At 65.1% G+C, this 20,081-nt stretch carries 16 protein-coding genes and 2 pseudogenes; all 18 read right to left on the reverse strand.

The window, feature by feature from the left end; genetic code table 11:
• Positions 1-379: 379 nt before the first annotated feature.
• Positions 380-946, reverse strand: a complete 567-nt coding sequence (locus NUV99_03705; protein ID MCR4419233.1) for a Uma2 family endonuclease — start codon at positions 944-946, stop codon at positions 380-382.
• Positions 947-1,106: 160 nt separating this feature from the next.
• Entirely contained in the window at positions 1,107-1,751 is a 645-nt protein-coding gene (gene rdgB, locus NUV99_03710) for an RdgB/HAM1 family non-canonical purine NTP pyrophosphatase (GenBank protein MCR4419234.1), read from the reverse strand.
• Positions 1,714-2,499, reverse strand: a complete 786-nt coding sequence (gene rph, locus NUV99_03715; protein MCR4419235.1) for a ribonuclease PH — start codon at positions 2,497-2,499, stop codon at positions 1,714-1,716. The genes rdgB and rph overlap by 38 nt, the downstream gene beginning before the upstream one ends.
• Before the next feature lie 319 nt (positions 2,500-2,818).
• Positions 2,819-3,613: an MBL fold metallo-hydrolase gene (locus NUV99_03720; protein MCR4419236.1), complete on the reverse strand. Its 795-nt coding sequence runs from the start codon at positions 3,611-3,613 to the stop codon at positions 2,819-2,821.
• Between the two features lie 14 nt (positions 3,614-3,627).
• A complete protein-coding gene (gene murI, locus NUV99_03725) occupies positions 3,628-4,470 on the reverse strand; it encodes a glutamate racemase (GenBank protein MCR4419237.1) in 843 nt (280 codons plus the stop codon).
• Between the two features lie 155 nt (positions 4,471-4,625).
• Positions 4,626-5,495, reverse strand: coding sequence for a glutaconate CoA-transferase (locus NUV99_03730; GenBank protein MCR4419238.1), 870 nt, complete (start codon positions 5,493-5,495; stop codon positions 4,626-4,628).
• A gap of 23 nt (positions 5,496-5,518) precedes the next feature.
• Positions 5,519-6,454: a CoA transferase subunit A gene (locus NUV99_03735; GenBank protein ID MCR4419239.1), complete on the reverse strand. Its 936-nt coding sequence runs from the start codon at positions 6,452-6,454 to the stop codon at positions 5,519-5,521.
• Between the two features lie 238 nt (positions 6,455-6,692).
• Entirely contained in the window at positions 6,693-7,724 is a 1,032-nt protein-coding gene (locus tag NUV99_03740; GenBank protein ID MCR4419240.1) for a TAXI family TRAP transporter solute-binding subunit, read from the reverse strand.
• A 45-nt stretch (positions 7,725-7,769) separates the two neighbouring features.
• Positions 7,770-9,668 carry a TRAP transporter permease gene (locus tag NUV99_03745; protein MCR4419241.1) on the reverse strand — a complete coding sequence of 633 codons (1,899 nt, stop codon included), beginning with the start codon at positions 9,666-9,668 and terminating at the stop codon, positions 7,770-7,772.
• A gap of 212 nt (positions 9,669-9,880) precedes the next feature.
• Positions 9,881-10,669 carry an IclR family transcriptional regulator gene (locus NUV99_03750; protein MCR4419242.1) on the reverse strand — a complete coding sequence of 263 codons (789 nt, stop codon included), beginning with the start codon at positions 10,667-10,669 and terminating at the stop codon, positions 9,881-9,883.
• 132 nt (positions 10,670-10,801) lie between these two features.
• Positions 10,802-11,383, reverse strand: coding sequence for a DUF1850 domain-containing protein (locus NUV99_03755; GenBank protein ID MCR4419243.1), 582 nt, complete (start codon positions 11,381-11,383; stop codon positions 10,802-10,804).
• A 479-nt stretch (positions 11,384-11,862) separates the two neighbouring features.
• Positions 11,863-12,297, reverse strand: a pseudogene (locus tag NUV99_03760) (N-acetylmuramoyl-L-alanine amidase).
• A gap of 153 nt (positions 12,298-12,450) precedes the next feature.
• Positions 12,451-13,467: pseudogene (locus NUV99_03765) on the reverse strand (SH3 domain-containing protein).
• Positions 13,468-13,883: 416 nt separating this feature from the next.
• Positions 13,884-14,504 carry a GerMN domain-containing protein gene (locus NUV99_03770; protein MCR4419244.1) on the reverse strand — a complete coding sequence of 207 codons (621 nt, stop codon included), beginning with the start codon at positions 14,502-14,504 and terminating at the stop codon, positions 13,884-13,886.
• Between the two features lie 137 nt (positions 14,505-14,641).
• Positions 14,642-15,739: a histidinol-phosphate transaminase gene (gene hisC, locus NUV99_03775; GenBank protein ID MCR4419245.1), complete on the reverse strand. Its 1,098-nt coding sequence runs from the start codon at positions 15,737-15,739 to the stop codon at positions 14,642-14,644.
• Between the two features lie 28 nt (positions 15,740-15,767).
• The gene (locus tag NUV99_03780) at positions 15,768-17,033 is read right to left on the reverse strand and encodes a SpoVR family protein (GenBank protein MCR4419246.1); all 1,266 of its coding nucleotides are present in this window, start codon (positions 17,031-17,033) and stop codon (positions 15,768-15,770) included.
• Positions 17,024-18,169: a DUF444 family protein gene (locus tag NUV99_03785; GenBank protein MCR4419247.1), complete on the reverse strand. Its 1,146-nt coding sequence runs from the start codon at positions 18,167-18,169 to the stop codon at positions 17,024-17,026. The genes NUV99_03780 and NUV99_03785 overlap by 10 nt, the downstream gene beginning before the upstream one ends.
• Positions 18,084-20,051, reverse strand: coding sequence for a protein prkA (locus NUV99_03790; GenBank protein ID MCR4419248.1), 1,968 nt, complete (start codon positions 20,049-20,051; stop codon positions 18,084-18,086). Before NUV99_03790 ends, NUV99_03785 begins: the two co-directional genes overlap by 86 nt.
• Between the last annotated feature and the right edge of the window lie 30 nt (positions 20,052-20,081).

Genomic DNA, 20,081 nt, shown 5'->3' on the forward strand with positions numbered 1-20,081 from the left:
TTTTGAGTTGGCTGGCGGTACCGGGTGCTCCCCGTTCGTACTGTCACCTCGCCGACCAAACTAGGGCTTGGGCTTCGCGCTACGGCGGGCTTCCCTCGGAGGCGCCGTCCATGGCGCCCCTCGGCTTCGGCCATCCATAGCCTCCGGCCCGCCTCCGCCCTCGCCCTCGCCAAGTTCGGTGCCCGGCGAGTTGCCAATGTACCCAGGCGAGCACCCGGTACCGCCTGAGGGAAACTGGGGATACGTCAGCCTTTGGACCTCAGTTGTCACCGCCTGCCCCGGCGTGTGCCGGTCTCTCCACGGTACCGTCTCAACCTAGGCCTGACAGGCTTCCCCGGACCGGCCGCTGCGTCCGGGCCAGCTGGGGGGCTCTGGCCGGTTACGGCCATAAGTTCTTCAGAAGGATTTCCAGCCCTGGAAGCAGCGGTGAGGTCAGAACCGCGTCGTCCTCCAGCTCCGCCACCTTCACCAGGCGGCCTTCGGCGTCGCGCCGATACACTTCCAGAATGCGCAGCTCCGGGTCGGCCATCCAGTACTCCAGCACGTCGTGCTGGCCGTAGAGTGCGCGCTTGAGCTTTCTATCGATCTGCCGGGAAGCCTCCGAGACGACCTCAACCACCAGGTCGGGCGCGCCCTGGATGTTCTGCTTGGTGACTCGATCCAGGTGAGCGTTACTCAGGAATATCAGGTCAGGCTGGACCACGTCGCGCGGTGACAGCACCACATCTACGGGAGCAAAGAAAACCTGACCCAGCTGGTGCTTCAACACAAATCCGCCGAGCACCATGTACAGGTTCCCGAGAAACAGCTGGTGCACGGTAGTCGGTGCCGGGGTCACGAAGTGCTCCCCCCCGATGAGCTGGTGGCGGCGCCCGTCGTCGGGCAGGAGGAGATATTCCTCGTAAGTTAGGCCCCCGGCCGCCGCTTCTTTTCTCGCCAGGCTCATAGGCACCCCCCTGCACATTTTACCCCGGCTCAAGCATGGGCGCAAGCGCCAAGCCTCCCGGCCATCGGCAGCCTCCGGCCCGCCTGCGGACTTGCCCTCGCCAAGCTCGGTACCCGGCGAGGTGCCAATGCACTCAGAGGGGACCCGGAGATGCAGAAAGTCACGGCCGGGGGTTCGTGAGCGCCTGCAGGATGGGGAGGGCCTTGGCCACCGCCCGTCCCCGGTGGCTCACCCGGTTCTTAACTTCCTCCGGCAGCTCCGCCAGGGTGCAGCCGTACTCGGGCAGGTAGAACAGAGGATCGTAGCCGAAGCCGTTTCCTCCCCGGGGCGCAAGAGCGATAAAACCCTCGCAGGTGCCCTCCACCAGGACTTCTTCAAATGCCGGTTCCTTGGCTTCGGCAGAACCGGTTCTCACCGGGCTGAGAACGGCCAACACGCAGCGAAAGCGCGCCCGCCTTGCCTCTAAGGGAAGGCCGTCGAGCAGCCCCAGGAGCTTGCGGTTGTTCTCGTCGTCGGCGGCCTTATCGCCGGCGAAGCGCGCCGAGTGTATTCCCGGCCGCCCGTCCAGCGCGTCTACTTCCAGGCCGGAGTCGTCCGCCAGGGTGAGCCGTCCGGTGGCCCGGGCGACCGCCCGCGCCTTGGCCAGGGCATTCTCCGCGTAGGTTCTCCCTTCCTCCGGCGGCAACGTCAGCCCGGGAAAGTCGCACACCGACAGGAGCCGCACCGGCAGCCCGGCCAGCAGGAAGGCAAACTCCCGCAGCTTGCCGCTATTGCCCGTGGCCACTACCAGATCCGTCTGCTCCATGGCCTGCTTCCCTCTCCCCGATTCTTCCGGCCAGCGGGCCCAGCACCCGTTTCTGCACCTCGATCAATTCCCCGATGCCCCGGCGGGTCAGGTCGAGCATGGTGGAGAGTTCTCCTTGGGAGAAGGGCGTTCCCTCGGCGGTGCCCTGCACCTCCACGAACAGCCCCCTCCCGGTCATTACCACGTTGAAATCCACTTCTGCCCGGGAATCCTCTTCAAAGGTCAGGTCCAGCAAGATCTGCCCGTCTACCTTGCCCACGCTGATTGCCGCCAGGAAATCCTTGAGGGGCAAACGCTCGAGCTGGCCGCGCACCACCAGGGTCTCCAGGGCCAGGGCCAGGGCTACGAAACTGCCGGTTATGGCCGCGGTGCGGGTGCCGCCGTCCGCCTGAAGCACGTCGCAGTCCAGCCACACGGTGCGCTCGCCCAGGGCCGCCAGGTCCACTACCGCCCGCAGGGAACGGCCGATGAGACGCTGGATCTCCTGGGTGCGGCCGGAAAGGAAAGCCCGGCCCGCCTCCCTGACGTTGCGGGTCTGGGTGGCCCGGGGGAGCATGCCGTATTCCGCCGTCACCCAGCCCTTGCCCTCGCCCTTGAGGAAAGGCGGCACCTTCTCCTCGATGGTGGCCGTGCACACCACCCGGGTATCGCCGGCCGAGATGAGCACCGACCCCTCCGGGTACTTGAGATAGTTGGGTATGATCTGTACCGGCCGCAAGTACGCGGCCTGGCGACCGTCCTTTCGCACTCGTCTGCCCGCCCCGGCATCCCCCGCCGGGGCAGTCTGGCTCCTTTCTGCCTAGGATGTCCCGCCTAAGTTTAGCACACCTGCCGGAGTCTGCCAAGGCCGCAATCCGCCCGTCGCGGTCCCGGTTTCCGGGGTGGTACCGGTTCCCCCGTACCGGTACTCGGCCGACGGAACCGGGGTTCGAGGCCGCGGGCTCCGGCATGCTCCCCGCGCAAGAACCCGTCCGTGGCGCCGCCCCGGCTTCGGCCATCCGTGACCTTCCGCCCGCGTTCGCCCTTGCCCGCGCGAAGCAGGGCGGGGACAATCCGGCGCTTTCCCCTCAGAACCCGTACACCCGGCCTTCTTCGGCCAGAAGCACCTGCCCGGAGAAGCGGCATTCGGCCTCGGCGCGCAGGCTTTCCGGGTCGTAGTCGGGCCAGAAGTGGGTGAGGATCAGGGTCCGCGCCCCGGCCCGGCCGGCCAGTTCCGCCGCCTGGGCGGCGGTGAGGTGATCGTCCGGCAGAAGCGGGCGGTCGGCGGTCAGAAGGCTGGCTTCCGCCAGAACTACGTCCGCTCCGCGGGCCATTTCGGCCAGACCTTCCCACCAGGCGGTATCCCCGGTGTAGAAGAGCCTGCGGCCGGCGCACACGAGATCCAGGCAGCAGGCGGGGACGGCGTGGCGGGCGGCAAAGAAGCGCGCCCTTACCGGACCGACCTCGACCTCCACGAGGGGCGCGGGCGGGCCGGGTTCCGGCCCCCCGGGCGGAGCCAGCTCCGGAACGGCCCGGGCGATGAAAGCCTCGCGGTAAGAGGCAATCAGGGCAAAGAAGTCTGCCGGCTGGGCGGGCGCGTAGAGGGGCAGGGGCGGGGCCGGCAGGGCCTGTCCGTGGCCCCGGCCCGCCCGCGCCCGGAGGGCGTGCCGCAGGGCGGGGAGGTCGAACCAGTGGTCCGGGTGCAGGTGGGACAGCAGCACCGCCCGCAGCCGGTCGAGCCCTACGCTGCCCAGCAGCCGGGAGATCACCCCGTGGCCGCAGTCGACCAGCACGAACTCGGAGCCGTCGCCGATCAGGTACCCCGGGCAGGCCCCCCCGGGGGGCGCGAACGGCGCCCAGCGGCCCAGGACCCTCAGCTCCATCCGCCCCGGCGGTCTCAAGGCGCCACCCCTCGCCCGCGCGCACGGCGCTGAGGTATGCCCGGCTCGGCCGCCTCCACCGCCGGAAACGGGCGACCGGTGAGCTTTTCGGCGGTGCGACGGAAGGCCTCCGGATCGCCGCTCACGAAATAGCGGTGCCTGGGCCGGTGCCCCGGAGGCGCGGCCAGGCCCCGCTGCCGCAGGGTGCGCGCCGCCTCGCGCACGGTCTCCCGCGCCGGGTCTATCAAGGCCGTCTCCGGCCCCAGGATACTCCGGATCAGCGGGGCAAAGAAGGGGTAGTGGGTGCAGCCCAGGATCAGCACGTCGATTCCCTCGGCCTTTAACGGCGCCAGGTATTCCACCAGGGCGGCCCGGGCCTCGGGGGTATCCACCGCCCCGGCTTCGGCCAACGGCACCAGGAGCGGGCAGGCCTGGGGAATGACCCGGACTTCCGGCCGCAGCTCGGCCGCCACCCGGCGGTGGGCCTCGCTGCGCACCGTGGCCTCGGTGGCGATCAGCCCTACCCGGCCGTTCCTGGTCCGGGCCAGGGCGGCCCGCACGCCGGGCTCCACCACCCCCACGAAGGGGACGGGGTAGCGGGCCTGCAGGTAATCCAGCGCTACGGAGGACGTGGAGTTGCAGGCGTCGATGATCAGTTTGGCTCCCCGGCGGACCAGAAAGGCGCTGATGGCGTCGGCCAGCCGTATCAGCTCCTCGGCCGGCCGCCCCCCGTATGGCACGTGGGCAGTATCGCCGAAGTAGAGGATGCTTTCCCGAGGAAGCTGGGCGAACACCTCAGAGGCCACCGTGAGCCCGCCGACGCCGGAATCGAAAAGCCCGAGCGGACGCCTGGAGGGCAATGCTATCAACCCCCGGTAAGAGTATACGCCGGCAGGCCGGCGGCCAGACCGCCCGGCCGCTTTAGTTTGCGCGCTTACGATTCTAGCCTCCGCCGGCGAGTCCTGTCAACGACGCCAGCGGCAACGGTCTCTGAACGCGGTTGTGGGGCGGGCAACTAGTAACCTCTAATCTCCCGACTGGCAGAGAGGGTAATGGAAACGTACCGTCGAATATCGCCGCCGATCTCCTGGAATGCCGTTTGCCGGCCCATCACCAGGTTCGCGGGATCTGCTCTTCTTAGAGCAGCAAGCTCCTCAGGCGTGGGCAAAGGAACCGTCTTGACCTCCGGGGCGAGCTTGAGGTCCCACTCCACGCCCTCCTTTATTTCCTCCGGCGTTACACCGGGGTAAAGGGCGTCCAAATACATTTCGTGAGTTACAGGGTCAAAACGGAAAACGGCCTTATCCGTAACTACCGTCGTAGGACCGCCTCCCACCAGGCCCGCTCTTTCCCGGGCGCCGGGGCTGCCATCGAGGTAGCCGGGGGTGGTCATATAGTCCACCCGGCGGACGAACCTGCGCGCCTGGAACTTCATCATAACAATCGTCCGGCCCACCGAGGAACCTATATCGTTGCCGCCACCGCTGCCCGGAAACCGAACCTCCGGCGAATAGTAATCGCCGGTGCCGAAGATTGCCGTGCTGTTGATGTTGCCGTACTTGTCTATTTGTGCGGCGCCAAGCACGCCCACGTCGTAGAAGCAAGCCTGGAGGTCGCCAAAAACGCGCCACATGCTGGTGAGCGCTACGGCACCGTCAGCCGCGCTCGAGTCTCCCACGTTGAAGTCTACCCGCCATTTCTTTGGCCCAATGCAGCCGGATTCGTACACGATGGTCAGGTTCGGAGCGTGCAGCAGCTGAGCGACAATGCCCGCCAAGAGAGTCAGTCCAATGCCGACGAACGCAATCTCGCCATCCTTGAGCTCCTTGGCCGCCATCAGAGCCATTAACTTCCCGGAAATACCGGCCGGCAGATCGTGGCTCATTTCTACCCCTCCCACCAGAGGCATTACGCCCGAACTCGGTTAAACTGACGCTCCAGGTACTGAAGGCGGTAAAGCCTATCCCAGCCTACCTTGGAACAGTACTCGAAGTGGTCGCGGCAGCCGTAAACATAAGTGTCGAGCCAGCGCAAGAAGCCATCCCTGGTTCCAGCTTGCTCGTGATAGTCGGCGCAGAATAGGACGTCGTAGGCATAGTAACCGTAGCAGGACTGGGGGTGGCATCCGAAAGGCAGGTGCACGACGGCATCCACGCAGTAGAAGGGTATGAGCGTGGCGTTGGGCTGCTGCCTTATTTCTTCATTCGTGACGATCTCCTCGCAGGTGAGGATCACCGCCCGTGCCGCCCGCACCTTGTTTTCGTCATTGCCGACAAACCCCCAAATCTGGCCGTTGCCGGCCGGATCCGCACGGTGAACGTGGATTACGGCCACATCGGGCCGAGCCGCCGGCACCAACGCTACCGGTCGGCCTTCGAAAGGATCTTCTATTACCTTCACCTTTTGGTTGTACTTGAGTATGTCCGAACCCAGCAGAGATCTGGTAGCCATAAACGGCACGTTGAGTGCCGCCGCCAAATAGCGCATGCTGATGGCGGCGTTGGACCAGTCCTCCACCTCCACGCGGTGGGGAACACCGGCCTCTACACTCCGGCGGAAGTTGCGCGCCAGGCCAACGGCCCCGTAACCGAGGTAGGCCCCTTCCCACCTGGTAACGCATCCCGCGCCAATGAGCATATCCCCCGTATCCGTCCGGCTATCGTCCAGGAAGGTTAGATTCTTCCTGCCCTGCCGGATTATTTCGTGGGCTACGGCTACGGAATCGCGCCCGATGAATCCGCCGAAACAAATGGTCGCTCCATCGTGGATATAGTCGCGTACCGCCTGTTGTAACGTCGTAACCTTGTCGGTCCTCCGCCGGCTCTGCTCCTTGCTCGCTTCCATCAAATACCATCCCCTTCCGGCATAATCCTGCTTTACGATGCTTTATCTGTTCCCAGCCTTGCTCATGTCCGGGATCTTGCTGCCGGTCTTAATCAAGCTTCTGCCCTCGGGAAGGCCCGGCTGGTCCGCAGGAACAATGTTGATCGCCGGACCAGCCGGGCTGTTTCATGTAGTGAACCGGCGTTTCATTTTTGCTGGTTAATAACGTTCCTTGTGTGGCCTCCCTATTGAGGCTAGGCTACTTCACTTCCTCTGGCAGAAGCCGTTCCGGCACCTCTATGCCAATTTCCCGGAAGTACTTGACCACACCGGGGTGCAGGGGGGCGGTAGCATACTTAACGGTGCTTTCGGGCGTCGTCCACTTTGCACCGGGGTAGACTTCAATGAGCTCGTTGACGTGCTCAAAGAGCGCCTTAACGATGCTGTACACCATGTCTTCGGAAAGTTCCGGGCTGACTACACAGGTATTCCATACGGAGAGCCCAGGAACTGCCGAATCCACGCCTCGGTAAGTCCCGGCCGGCAACTCCATTGCGTGGTAGTAGGGGTGCTGTGAAGTCACCTTTTGTATCTCCTCCTGGCTAAGTCCGATCATCTTTATCTTGTGAGTGGTAGCCAGATCCATGATCGAGGAGGTGGGCGGGCCTACCGACCAAATGCCCACGTCTATGACGTTGTCCCGCAAGGCTTCTGTGTTTTCGGAGAAAGATAGTCGGTGTACGGTGAAGTCGTTATAAGTAATACCCAGAGACTCCAGGACCTGCCTGCTCATTACCTCCGTGCCGCTACCTGGTGCGCCCACCGAAACCTTCTTACCTCTTAAATCGTTTACCTTATCAACAGGAGTATCGTGTAACGCCACCATGTGTAAGAAGTGGGGGTACATTTCAAACAGAGTGTACACCTTTACCGGCGCGTTGAATTCCACGATGCCTTTCAGGGCATGATATACTGCGTCGTCCATGGCTAAGCCCATCTGGATTTCACCACTTCCAACCAGCCGCAAGTTCTCGACCGAAGCGCCCGTGACTTCCGCAGTCGCCTCTACCCCCGGCACGTAGTTATTGATTATCTTAGCTACTGCCGCGCCATAAGGATAGTACGTTCCCCCGGTACCGCCCGTGCCGAGCGACAGACGCACAACCGCCCCGCCCGCTTGACCACCTCCGGCACCACTCTCCCCGCTCTTGCCGCAGCCTCCCGAGACTAGCATGGCCAGCAACAGCGCGCTGAGCAATGCCCCCAATAACCTCTTGTTCCCGCGCCTCATAGCAAAACGCACCTCCAGAAGTTTTCTGGTATCGGCAACCCCCGACTAGGAGGCTTGCACCGAACTCACCTGAATCTCCTTCCTGCCGGGTGTTCCCCGCAGGTTCAGTGCAATTGCACCGGCCAACAAGGCCACGCCCAAGATATCGGTTAAGATCGTCGGGAAGATCAGGAGAATCGCCGAGGCACCGAACATCAGCCTTTCAACCCGGTTACAGCTCCTGGCAAAAAATCCCTCCATACAAGCCGCCAAGGCAGTTACCGCCACAACTGACATAAAGGCGCGCCACAGAATTTCCAGGATCCCTGCCTGAGCGATTATCGCCGGGTTATAGCAGAACAGGAAGGGTACGATAAACGCCGGAATGGCAATGCGACAGGCCGTCCAGCCGATGCGCATTGGATTCTCCTGGGCAATCCCTCCGGCCGCGTAGGCGGCCAGCGCTACCGGAGGGGTAATGGCGGAAATAATCGCAAAGTAGAATACGAAGAGGTGGGCGGCTATGGGCAACAGCCCCATTTTCACCAGCGCAGGCGCCACCATGGTTCCCACAATAATGTACGCAGCCGTAGTGGGTACACCCATGCCCATGATAAGGCATATCACCATGGTCAACAGCAGGGCTATCAGGAGATTCTCTCCGGACACGTCAACGATAGCCGAGGAAAGTCGCAATCCCAGTCCCGTCAGGTTGAACACCCCTATAACGATCCCGGCCATGGCACAGGCTACCGCTACACTTATAGTGTTCTTTGCTGCCTCCACTACGGCGTTCACCAGCCGGGGCAAGGTAAGGTAAGTACTCTGCCGGAAGAATGCCACCAAGAAGATACTGAGCACGGCGTAGAACCCCGCCCGTATAGGGGTGACACGAGCAATTGCCAGGAAGTAAATCAGAATGGCCAGGGGGATCAACAGGTGGCCGCCTTCTTTGAGCACGGCCTTGAGCTGCGGCAACCGCTCCTTCGGCATTCCCACCAGCCCGCTCTTGGCCGAATGGAAATGCACTGCCATAATGCCGCCGAAGTAATACAACAAGGCGGGAATGCAAGCGCAAATGCATACCTCGATGTACGGGATCTGCAGGAATTCCGCAATGATGAAGGCCGCCGCGCCCATCACCGGGGGCATGATCTGACCGCCGCTGGAGCCGACCGCGGCAATTGCTCCCGCGTACACTCTGCTGTACCCCGTCTGGATCATCATGGGAATGGTGATACTCCCGGTACCGGCAATATCAGCTACGGCGCTGCCGGTAATGGTGCCCATCAGTCCGCCGGCAAAAATCGCCGTCTTGCCCGTGCCGCCGGTGTACCGCCCCATTATTGCCATGGCCAGGTCCAGCAGGAACCTGCCCATGCCGGTAGACGAGAGCAACGCCGCCAGGAAGATAAAGAGAAAGATGTAGTTGGCCGAAACTCCCAGGGGCAGACCGAAGATCCCTTCCGTGGTGAGGTAGAGCTGCGAGATTAACCGGGAAATGGAATAACCACGGTGCCCGAGCAGGCCGGGGATCCAAGGGCCTGCGAAGACGTAGAGTATGAATGCCCAGGCTATGACAACTATGACCCATCCCATGGACCGGCGGCATACCTCGGTCAGCATCAGTACCATGATTATTCCGAAGACTATGTCCCAGATGGTAGGGCTTCCCAGCCGGAGGACGATTTGCTGATAGTTGAGCAGAATGTACCAGGTACACGATAGGGTAAGGACTATGAATACCAGATCGAGGAGAGTAATCCTTTCTTTTTCCCCTCGTTTGGTGAAGGGAAAGATCATGAGCGTAAGCAGCATTATGAACATGATGTGCACGTCTCGTTGCACCCAGCTGGTCAACATGGACACGCCGGCGGTATAAAGCTGGAATGCCGCCAGGGCAAAGGAGACAACCATCACGGCATGCCTTGTGGGTATACTAACGCCTCTCCCGCTGCCAGACATTTGTCCCGCGCCTCCTTCCTTAACTTGCTGCCAGAGGGTTACCCAGCGCGTCTTACCGAGGGCCCTATCACCTCCCGGGACCAGCAGGCGAACCCTCCTGCCGGCCAACGTCTGCCACCTTTATCCTTCGGCACCCATAGAGAACGCCAGCCATTGATAGCCTCGAATTCTTTTCACAGGCTGGTCATGATCTTCTGAACTCGCCAAGAATCTTAACCCTCCCCTAGTGTTCTCCCGCCCCGTTCTTCTCCGGTCAGGTAAGAAGGTGAAAGCACGCCGAGATGCGCGTGGATACCCTCCGCCTCTTGCTGCAAGGCCGCCAAATAGCTTAGGAGCTTATCACGTCCTAGCCGGGTGTAGGGGCCCAGGATACTGAGAGCCGCTACTACCCGCCCCCCCAGGTCGCGTACCGGAACCGAAAGGCTGGACACCCCCTCGATGCGTTCGCCGAAGCTGACTGCCCAACCACGAGACCGAATCGTGTCCAGTTCCTGTTCCAGAGCAGCGCGGTTGGTAATAGTACGGTTGGTCAGCGGCGCCAGACCCAGGCTGTCCAAGATTCGGCGGCGTTCGTCTGAGGGCAAGTAGGCCAGCAGGAGCTTGCCCGGAGAACCGGCATGCAACGGAACACTGACCCCGACGCCTACCGAATAGCGCAACGGCTCAGGGCTTACCAGTTCCGCAATGCAGGTCCGGCTCGTTCCCTGGCGAACGTAAAGAGTAATGGTTTCGCCGGTCAATTCCCCCAGCCTGCGCATTGCCGGCGCCGCTGCCTGGGCGAGACTCTGCCCCTGCCCCAAGGCGCCGGAAACCAGAGCTCTCAGGGCCGGTCCCAGTCCATAGCGGCCGGCTTCTCCGAACCGCTCCACGAAGCCCTTCCTTTCCAGGGAGAGCAGCAACCGAAACAAGGTAGCCTTGCTAAGGCCGGTCTGTCGGCTCAGCTCACTCAAAGTACTCTCTTGCTGACCGAGACAAAGAAGCACTTCGGCAGCGCGCTCCACAGCTCGTACGCCGGGTTCTTTGCCCCGACCTGACCCGGTGACGACTCTACGGCCAACACCCGCTCTCAAGGCCTTCCATCCTTTCCGCTGCTCCTACTCCATTTGTTTCATTAGTTGAAACAGTGTTTCATTTTACCGCAATAAAAAACCACTTGCCTGCGCCCCGCCATATCCCCCGGGTTGACCACGCCAACTGATCACCCAACAGTGGAGTCGATCAAGCGGGCGCACTCTGATCGCCACCAGGCTAAACGGTGGCACGCGGTCCCAAAGATGGAACTCGGTGTCTCGAATGACGAGGCAATGATCGGCTATCGAACCCACTCGCAAATACAGCACCGGCAGCCTCCGATGCAACCCGCTGATGATCGTCCAACCGTTCCTTGCACTCTCCACGCCCTCGCCCATGTACCCCAGGCCGGCCCCCTGGGCTTCAAAGCGCGTTTCCGTAAGAACGATTTCTCCTCCCAATACCCTATAGGTATCCTCCACCCGGCGCCGGTTTACCGAATGGATGTAGCGAAGATAGAACGTCTCTCCCTCTCGCGCGGGCACGGCCCAGACCGTACGGGCGCCGCGTGTCTCTTCCACCACGAGTGCCGGTCGGGGCTGAAGCAACCACATGCCTGCCGGGAAGGCCACCGCCAGGACAAGACCGGCCAAAGTCAGTTTCTTCGGCAGGAAACTGCATCCCATCTTACAATATATTACCATGGAACAGTTCTCAATGTCAACTCCCAGAGTCCCTGACGGATCCCCACTTCTTTGAGGGCAGTGCTGGTTTTGCCCGAGTACCTAAAGCGTGCCGGGTACCGAACTGGGTGAGAGCGAGCGCGGAGGCCGGTCGGAGGCCAAGGATGGCCGGAGCCGCGCCGGCGCCATGGACGGGTTCTTGCGCGGGAAGCCGGCCGAAGCGCGAAGGTCGAACCCTAGTTCGGTCGGCGAAGCGACCGGTACGAGGGGGAAACCAGCACTGCCCCGGGACGAACTGGGGATAACTCAGCCAGAGTCTCGGTCCGGGCAGTTCGGGTTTCACGGACTAACTAAAGCGTGCGGGCTTTGAACTCGACGAAAGCCAAGCTGGACGGCCGGAAACGCCGCTCCCTTCGTGCCGGCGGTCAGTGCCAGGCCAGGAAGTCCACGATGCCCTCTACCAGGGCCCGCGCGGCCAGACTCCGGAAGGCGGGGTCAGCCAGGAGCTGCTCTTCATAGGGGTTGGAAATAAAGGCGAGTTCCACCAGCGCCGAGGGCATCTCCGTAGCGCGCAGGACGGCGAAGTTGGCCTGGCGCACCCCCTTATCGGGCAGGCCGAGCCGGGCCACCAGTGCCTGCTGCAGGGCAAAGGCCAAGGAGCGCCGCGCCTCGCGCTGGTACTCCAGGTAGGTGGGCACGTAATAGTAGGTTGAGGTACCGGCCAGCGAACTAGAGGTAGAAGAGTTGGCGTGAATGCTGACGTAAACCTGGGCCCCTTCCTGGTTGGCCCGGCTGGCCCGGTCGTAGAGGCTTAAGGCGGTGGTTTCGCCGCTGCGGGTGAGCACCACCCGGGCCCCCTTCTCCTCCAGCAGGGCCTTGGCCTCCAGGGCCACGGCCAGCACCACGTCCCGCTCTTTGAGGCCGCTGGGGCCCACCGCTCCCGGATCCGAGCCCCAGGTCTGCACGCTGCCGTGGCCGGGGTCCAGGGCCACCACCCGGCCGGCCAGGTTTACCGGCCCCACGGCCAGCACCAGTTCGCCGGCGTCGGGGTCGAAGCTGACCACCCGCCAGGTGACGCCCTTTTCGCGCAGCTCGAATACCAGCCGTGCGGTAGTCTCCGTGAACTGGCCGGTGCGGAGCCTCGCCACCGGCCCCTCGGGCAGGTCTTCCTGACGGTCCGCCCATTCGGAGGCCAGCACCGCCGGCGCCAGGTCAAGATAGAGCCGGTCGGGGCTGGTGAGCCGGCCCGGGTACCATACCGGCCGGCCGACAAGCGTAAGCCGCACCACCAGCTGCCCTTCCTCCAGGGACCAGGAAAGGTCCCGAATGGTGGTCGGCTCTCCCTGCCCTTCCGGGAGGGGGGTTTCCGGTTCGCCCTCCGCCGGCGGCTCTTCTCCGGGTTCCTCACTGCGGGAGCCGCCGTCGGCAACCCGAACCGCTACCAGCCATCCGGCGATCCAGGCCTTCTGGTCGCCGTAGGCTACCTGGTACCAGGAACCGTACTGCCCCAAAACTTCAAACCGCGCGCCCCGGTTGACCCGGCCCAGGATGGGATAGTCCGTACCGGGACCGGCCCGGAGTCTCACCCCGTCGGCGGTAACCACTGCCACCCGCTGGAGGGCCTCCTCCTGCGCCGGGGCCTGGGTTGCGGCCACCAGCCAGCCGGCCACCCAGCCCGTGCTTCCGGAGGGCAGTACCACCAGGTACCAGTCTCCGCGCCGCTCCAGGGTGGGGAGTTTGGTGCCCAGAGTCACCTGGGCCACCCGGGCGTAGTTGGTGCCCGGGCCCGAGCGCACGTTTACCACGCGCTCCTTGACTTCCACCCAGCCGGGGAGGCCTTGCCCGCTCCCGCCACGGGAAAGGTAGACGGTGCGGCCGGCCGCGTCCCACCCGACCGTCAGGCCCAGGTTCTCGGCCACGAAACGCAGGGGCACCAGGGTGCGGCCGCTCCAGATCGCCGGGGCCGTATCCAGGCTCACTTCTCGTCCGGCCACCACCGCCCGGCGCTGGCCGATCCATAGCCGGATTTCGGTGCCGCCGTTCCTTACCGTGACCTGCCGGGCCGAGGCCTGCCACTCAACCGTGTAGCCCAGCTCTTCGGCCACCACCCGCACCGGAACCAGGGTGCGGCCGTTCTGGTCTATGTAGCCCTTGGAGCTCAGGAGCCGGCCCTCCAGCCGCAGGCTCACCTCCGGCGCGGAGGAAGAACTCTGAGCCCACGCGGTGCCGGCTGCCAGACAGAAAATCCAGGTTACGACCAAAACCGTCCAAAACCGGCTTTTCAGAAGCCGGCCGATCGAGCGCCGGAAAGGCACGAACCCACCCCCGCCCCCGGATTACCTGCGGGTCCCAGGGTTATCTACCGGCAGATCCGGTTCCTCCACCGCCGGTGAAACCAGGCTGCCGGCAGAACTTCTAACCCGGGTCGACAACAGCTTGTCTGCTGCTGTCTCGGCAAGAAGATAGTTCTCGAAACTTGTCCGATATCCTCTTGCCAAATAGTGGCAGGGGTGGGCCGACTTTATTTGGGCAGGATAAGGCCCTCGTTCCGGGCCAGCGCCTCACGGATGTCCAGGTGGCCGGCGAGGGTCTGCTGGTACTGGCCGTCCACCAGGATCTGCACCTTCTTCACGGTGGGAAACTGGGTCAGGGTATTGACTATGGAGTAGACGGTCAGCATCTCTCCCATGGTGCCCCCCTGGTGGTTGGCCACCAGTTCCTTGCTGAAGTCCACGATGGCCAGGCCGTCCGGCTTGATGTTGATGTCCCGCAGCACCGTACCCACCGGCACCGTAGGCAGGAGGTCGCTCTGGGCGTCGGGGCCCAGGATCAGTTCCTGCAGGGTGGCCCGGGCTATGCCCTGGACCTTGGGGATCTGCCGGGTCACGGGCACCAGGTACTGACCCGTGGGGTCGGCGAAGTACAGGGTGACGGTGGTGGTCTCGCCGGGGCCGGGCGGCACCTGTTCTGCGGTCTCCGGAGTCTCCTCGGGAAGGGTGCCTTCCTGCCCTGCCTCGGCGCCCGTACTTTCGCCAGGGGTTTCCTCCGAACCCGATTTCAGCAGTCCGCAACCCCCGGCCCAGACCAGGCTGAGTCCCAGGGCCAACACCAGAAGGGTTACCAGCAACCGTTTGCCGCGCATCAAGAAACCTCCTTCCGGATAGTCTTACCCATAGTTATGGCCGGAAGGAGGTAAATATTACTAATAGCCGGTGCCGGCGCTCCGGATACCCGGGAAAGCCAGCGGCATTGCCCTTCGAAAGGCGAGGATGCCTCCGGCTAGACCCGGTCCAGGACCCGCCCCAGCGCCTCGATAAAGCGGCGGTTCTGCTCCGCGGTGCCGACGGTGACCCGCACGCAGGTGGGCAGGTCGAAGATGTCCGCCGGCCTGACTATGACCCCTTCTTTCAGCAGTTCGTGGAAGACCCGGCGGCAGTCCCTGCCCACGTCCACCAGAATGAAGTTGGCCTGGGTGGGCTCGTACCTGAGACCCATGGCCTCCAGGGCCCGGTAAAGGTACTCCCTTCCCTCCCACACGATTTTTTGGGTCTTTTCCACGTGCTCTTGATCGTCCAGGGCGGCCAGGGCCGCCACCTGGGCCAGGGAGTTTACGTTAAAGGGGTCGCGCACCCGGTTGAGCCAGCCGATCAGCTCCGGGTGGGCGATGCCGTAGCCCACCCGCAGGCCGGCCAGGCCGTAGGCCTTGGAGAAGGTGCGCAGCACGATCAGGTTCCTGCGGCCCGAGCGGATGTGGGGCAGCAAGTCGGGGAAGTCCGGTGCCGAGGCGAACTCCCGGTAGGCCTCGTCGAACACCACCAGCACCCTTTCCGGCACCCGGGCCAGGAGGGCCTCGGCTTCCGCCTGGCCGACCATGGTTCCGGTGGGGTTGCAGGGGTTAGAGACGAAGATCAGCTTGGTGCGCCCGCTTATCGCTTCTGCCATGCGCTCCAGGTCGTAGCGCAGCCCCCGGCGGGGGACGTATACCGGACGCCCGCCCAGGAGGCGGGTTACCAGGGTGTATTCGGTGAAGCTGTGCTCGGCGATGATGACCTCCTCCCCCTCGCGCAGGAAGGCCAGGGGGATCACCTTGAGCAGCTCGTCCGCGCCGTTACCCAGGATAAGGTTCTCCGGGGCGAGCTCCAGCCGTTCGGCCAGGGCGTGCCGCAGCCGGCGGCCGGACCCTTCGGGATAGTAGAAGATGTCCGGGAGGGCTTCTGCCACGGCCCGGAGTGCCCGGGGCGAAGGTCCCAGGGGATTCTCGTTGGAGGCCATCTTGACCACGTCGGTAAGCCCCAGCTCCCGCTGCACTTCCTCTATCGGTTTGCCGGGCTCGTAGGGCTTAATGGCGGCTACGCAGGATCGAACCAGGTCTTGCATCGTCTCCGTCACTCCCGCCGCGCGCAGATTATATGGGGTGGTAGTTCCACGCTTCTCCGCCTTTTCCTGCCGGCCGCTCCCCGCGGACGAGGGCGACCTCAAGTTTATCCCCGTCGTACGTGTATACCACCCTCCCCTCCGGGGCCACGGTCTCCAGGTGCACCGGCCGGCCCCACAGGAGGCGGAGGTGCCGGAGCGCGCGCTCCACGCTGCCCGCGGCCAGTACCCGGCCGTCGTAAAGGTGGCGCAGGTACAGCTCTTGCCGGCCCCGGTAGTCCGCGTCCGCCACGCTCAGGCGGGGAATCCCACCGCCGGCCAGTTCCCGCACCAGCACCCGGCGAACCTCTTCCCACTCCCCGGCCGCAGCGCTTACCACCCAGCGCCCGCCCTCCGCGCGGTAGACGAAGAGGTCGAGCTCGGCCACCAGTTCCGGAGTGAGGTAGCGCTCTGCCAGCGAGGCGTCGTCCGCCGCTTCCCGCACCCGGAACAGCCCCTCGCGGTCCTCCCTTTCGGCCACGGTCTCGAAGAGCCTCAGGCCGACCAGGTAGGGGTTGAGCCCCGGCGGCCGGGGGCAGAGCAGCCGGGCCTGGAGGCGGGCCCACTCTACAGCTTCTTCCCCGGACAGGGTGAGCCGGCGCATTATCCGGGTGTGCCAGTAGGTGGCCCAGCCTTCGTTGGCCAGGCGGGTCAGGATAAGCGGGCGCAGGTGAAGACCCTGCCGGCGGGCAAGCTCCACCACCTCCCGCTGCCAGTCGGCCAGGCCCGGCCCGCACCGGGCCACCAGGGCGAGAAGGTCGTCCCGGCCGGAGGGGTGGACGTGAGGGAGGAGGGCCAGGGCGGCGTCCAGCAGCCTCTCTACCGTACCGGCGCCGTAACGCCGCTCGCAGCGCCGCAGCCAGGCCGCCTGGGCGGCCAGCACCTCCGGTTTGGGCGCCGGCGGGAAGCGGAAGTGGCGGTTGTGGCGGAAAAAGTCGGCGTGGGCCACGGCGTGGGCCACGGCCGCCAGGGCCTGAACCCGGGCGGACTCGATGATGTAGGCGGTGGCCGGCCGGGTGGGCAGGATCAGCTCGTAGGTCCGCTCGAAGCGGTAACGGTGGCGCGCCCGCAGGAGGTAGTACGCCTGGCCGAAACTCCAGTGGGGAAAGGGGAAAAAGAAGCCGCCGGCGGCCGGGGCGGGAAAGGCCTTGGGGGAGACCAGCTCGAACTGCATCTCCCCGCAGTCCAGTCCCAGTTCGTGCGCCGCCGCCCCCACTTCCTCTACCGCCCGGCGCAGGTGCTCCAGCCCTAGGTCCATGCCCTATCCCCGCCCTCGGGAGCGGACGCCACCCGGGCGAACAGGAACTGCAGGGCCGGGTAGAGGTCGGCCGGCCGGACCAGCCGGAAGGTCACCGGGCCGGGTTCGCCGGTCACTTTTTGGAGGAGTTGGCCGAGGGTGGGCCGGCCGAACCGGGTTTCCCCCACTTCGCCGTAGGCCACCAGGGCCCCCCGCGCCAGCAGGGCCCGCGCCAGGGCCAGGCATTCCCGGTTGTCCGAAGGCAGGTTATCGCCGTCGCTCAGGTGCACCACGTACCGGTCCCACTCCCCTCGCGAGTAGCGCCGGTCCAGAAGCTCCAGGGCCAGGCGGTAGGCCGAGGAACACCGGGTGCCGCCCGAGCCCGCCCGGGCGAAGAATTCCTCCTCCGCCGCCTCCCGGGCCTCGGTATGGTGGACGATGAACACCGTCTCCAGGCGCGCATAGGCCGAACGCAGAAGGCGCAGGGTCCAGAAGAAGAAGGAGCGGGCCAGGTGTCTCGCCGGCCACCCCATGGAGCCCGAGCAGTCCAGGAGGGCCAGCACCACCCCCGCCCGGTCCGGATCCGGCCCCTCCCCGGGCCGGCGAAAGCGCAGGTCTGGCCTTTCCAGCGGCCCCGGGAAGACGAGTCCCAGCCGGGCCCGCCGCCGGCAGTGGGCCGCCAGCGTGCGCCGCCGGTCCAGCCCCCCCTTGGTGCCGGTGAGGGCCAACTCCCAGGTCCACCCGGCGGCGGTTTCCGGACCCTTCGGGAGCGGGGGCGGAAGGAGGAGTTCTTCCCGCAAGAGGTTCGAGATGTCCTCTACCCCAACCACCTCCTCGTAGACCTCCTCCCCGGGAAGGGTGCCGGGGCGATCCTCCATCCCCGCCGCTACCGCCCCCAACACCCGGCCCCGGACCGTACCCCCTTCTCCCTGGCCCACCCGGGGACTACGGTAGGGGTCGTGGACCAGACCCGGGCAGGCGAGCACCGGCAGGGCCACTCCCGCCCCGCTCCCGGGCCTTCCCGCCACCAGGCGTTCCTCGGCCAGCAGCTCCGGCAGCCTTTCCCGGAGGCTATTCCGCAGGCGCTTCCGAAAGAGACGGCGGGCGGCCTCCGCCGCCGGGCCCATGCCCGGGGGGGAGCGGCGCACGGTGGGCACCTGCGGGTTCACCCCCCTCCACCTCGCCGGCCGGGGCGGACGCCGCGCAGTGCAGGAGTTCGGCGGCACACACCGGGCAGTATCCCCGCTCCTCCACCAGCCGCCTTATCACTGCCCGCCCCCCGGCCGCCTCGGCCGGTTCCTCCTGCGCCTGCAGCCGGCCTCCGAGCTCGAACAGCAGGATTTCCTCTACCGCCTGGCGCATTTCCGGATGCTGCCGGTAGTCGAAGCCCTGCCCCTGACCAAAACTGTCCCACCAGCGCAGGAACTCTTCCCGGAAGGCGCGACGGCCGGCCGGTTCTATTCCCAGGTATGCCTCCAGGCGGCGCAGGAACTCCTCGTCCGCCTCCTGCCCGCCGGCCCGATGGTCCAGGTAGGCGCGAACCTCATTCACGTACCGTTGAAAGAGGCCGCGGGCTTCGGCCGCAAACTCCTCGGCCAGCACCCGCCCCACCTCCCGGCATGCCTCGCGGTGGTAGTCCTCCCGGGCCAGGCCTAGGAGGTCCAGGAGGCGCTCCCTTTCCGGTCCCGAAGGCCCCGGGTACGACCTCAGCCCCTTCTCCAGGGAATCCAGCACCGCCCCGGGCGTGAGGCAGCCCCCCTCCTCCGCCGCCACCACGGCGCTGCCCAGCCGCTCGAAGACCAGGCGCGGGTCCACTCCGCTCATGCCCTCGCGGGTCGTCTCGACCGCGAGATCTTCCGCCGTCAGAGAACCGGGCTCCGCCGCTCCCTCCTCCCGGTTGTAAAGGCGGAGCTTCTTAAGCAGGTCCGCGTCCGGCAAGCGGGGGGCCTCCAGCCGCGAGAGCACCGAGAACACTGCCGCCGCCCGCAGGGCCCGGGGGGCAAGGTGCGCCCGGAGATCACCCTGGGAGAGCAGCCGGTGATAGATCCGCACCTCGGCATCCACGCGCAGGGTATAGGGAAAGGGGAGGACGAACAGCCGCGAGCAGAGGGCCTGATTCCTGGGATCGGCGCGAAAGCGCCGGTAGTCGGCCTCGTTGGTGTGGCCCACCACCACGGTATCGCAGGAGATGAGGGCGAAGCGGCCGGCCTTGAAGTTGCCTTCCTGGGCCAGGGAGAGCAGCAGGTAAAGAAAGCGTTCGTCCACCTTCAGCAGTTCCTGGAACTCCATCAGGCCGCGGTTGGCCCTGTTGAGCTCGCCGTCGAAGCAGTAGGCCCGGGGATCGGATTCCGACCCGTACCGGGTGATGCGGGCGAAGTCCAGGCTTCCGGTAAGTTCGGCCAGGTCCTGGGATTTGGGATCGGAGGGCACGAAGGTGCCTATGCCGATCCGGTCCGGTTCGGAAATGAAGATGCGCCGCACCGGCATGTCTTCTATCCGGCCGCCGTAGACCTCGCGCAGCATAAGCCGGCAATAAGGGCACAGCTCCCCCTCGATCCGGATGCCGCAGCGCCGGAAGAACTCCGGCCGCAGGGAGGCGGGAATGAGGTGAAGCGGCTCCTCGTGCATGGGGCAGTCCTTCAGGGCATACAGCGCGCCCTCGTCCGTGCGGGAGTATTCCTCCAGGCCCCGCTTGAGCAGGGCCACCAGGGTGGACTTGCCCGAGGCCACCGGCCCCACCAGCAGGAGGATGCGCCGCCGCGCGTCTAGCCCCCGGGCGGCGGGCCGGAGGTACTCCTCCACCAGCCGCTCCAGCGCGGCCTCTACCCCGAAGAGGCTGTCGGCGAAAAAGGCGTAGCGCTTCCCCTGGGGAGTGCTCTCCACCCCCGCCCGCACGATCATGTCGTACATACGGGTGTGGGCGCTGCGGGCCAGCCGCGGATCGGCCTTTACCAGGGAGAGATAGTCGGCAAAGGTCCCTTCCCAGACGTTTTGCCCCTCCTCTTCTCTCCACCCGACCGGAAATTCCCTCCAGCTCACCCGGCTCACCTGCCTCACCTGGACCACCTC

This window comes from Clostridia bacterium (genome assembly GCA_024653205.1).
In the GTDB taxonomy this organism is placed as follows: Bacteria; Bacillota; DSM-521; order Neomoorellales; family SLTJ01; genus JANLFO01.

Coding starts and splice junctions, on each gene's coding strand:
- NUV99_03735 (MCR4419239.1), bottom strand. CDS start 6,454: ATGGAAGCGAGCAAGGAGCAGAGCCGGCGGAGGACCGACAAGGTTACG.
- NUV99_03730 (MCR4419238.1), bottom strand. CDS start 5,495: ATGAGCCACGATCTGCCGGCCGGTATTTCCGGGAAGTTAATGGCTCTG.
- NUV99_03780 (MCR4419246.1), bottom strand. CDS start 17,033: ATGGACCTAGGGCTGGAGCACCTGCGCCGGGCGGTAGAGGAAGTGGGG.
- hisC (MCR4419245.1), bottom strand. CDS start 15,739: ATGCAAGACCTGGTTCGATCCTGCGTAGCCGCCATTAAGCCCTACGAG.
- NUV99_03705 (MCR4419233.1), bottom strand. CDS start 946: ATGAGCCTGGCGAGAAAAGAAGCGGCGGCCGGGGGCCTAACTTACGAG.
- NUV99_03755 (MCR4419243.1), bottom strand. CDS start 11,383: ATGGTAATATATTGTAAGATGGGATGCAGTTTCCTGCCGAAGAAACTG.
- NUV99_03770 (MCR4419244.1), bottom strand. CDS start 14,504: ATGCGCGGCAAACGGTTGCTGGTAACCCTTCTGGTGTTGGCCCTGGGA.
- rdgB (MCR4419234.1), bottom strand. CDS start 1,751: ATGGAGCAGACGGATCTGGTAGTGGCCACGGGCAATAGCGGCAAGCTG.
- NUV99_03720 (MCR4419236.1), bottom strand. CDS start 3,613: ATGGAGCTGAGGGTCCTGGGCCGCTGGGCGCCGTTCGCGCCCCCCGGG.
- NUV99_03745 (MCR4419241.1), bottom strand. CDS start 9,668: ATGTCTGGCAGCGGGAGAGGCGTTAGTATACCCACAAGGCATGCCGTG.
- NUV99_03740 (MCR4419240.1), bottom strand. CDS start 7,724: ATGAGGCGCGGGAACAAGAGGTTATTGGGGGCATTGCTCAGCGCGCTG.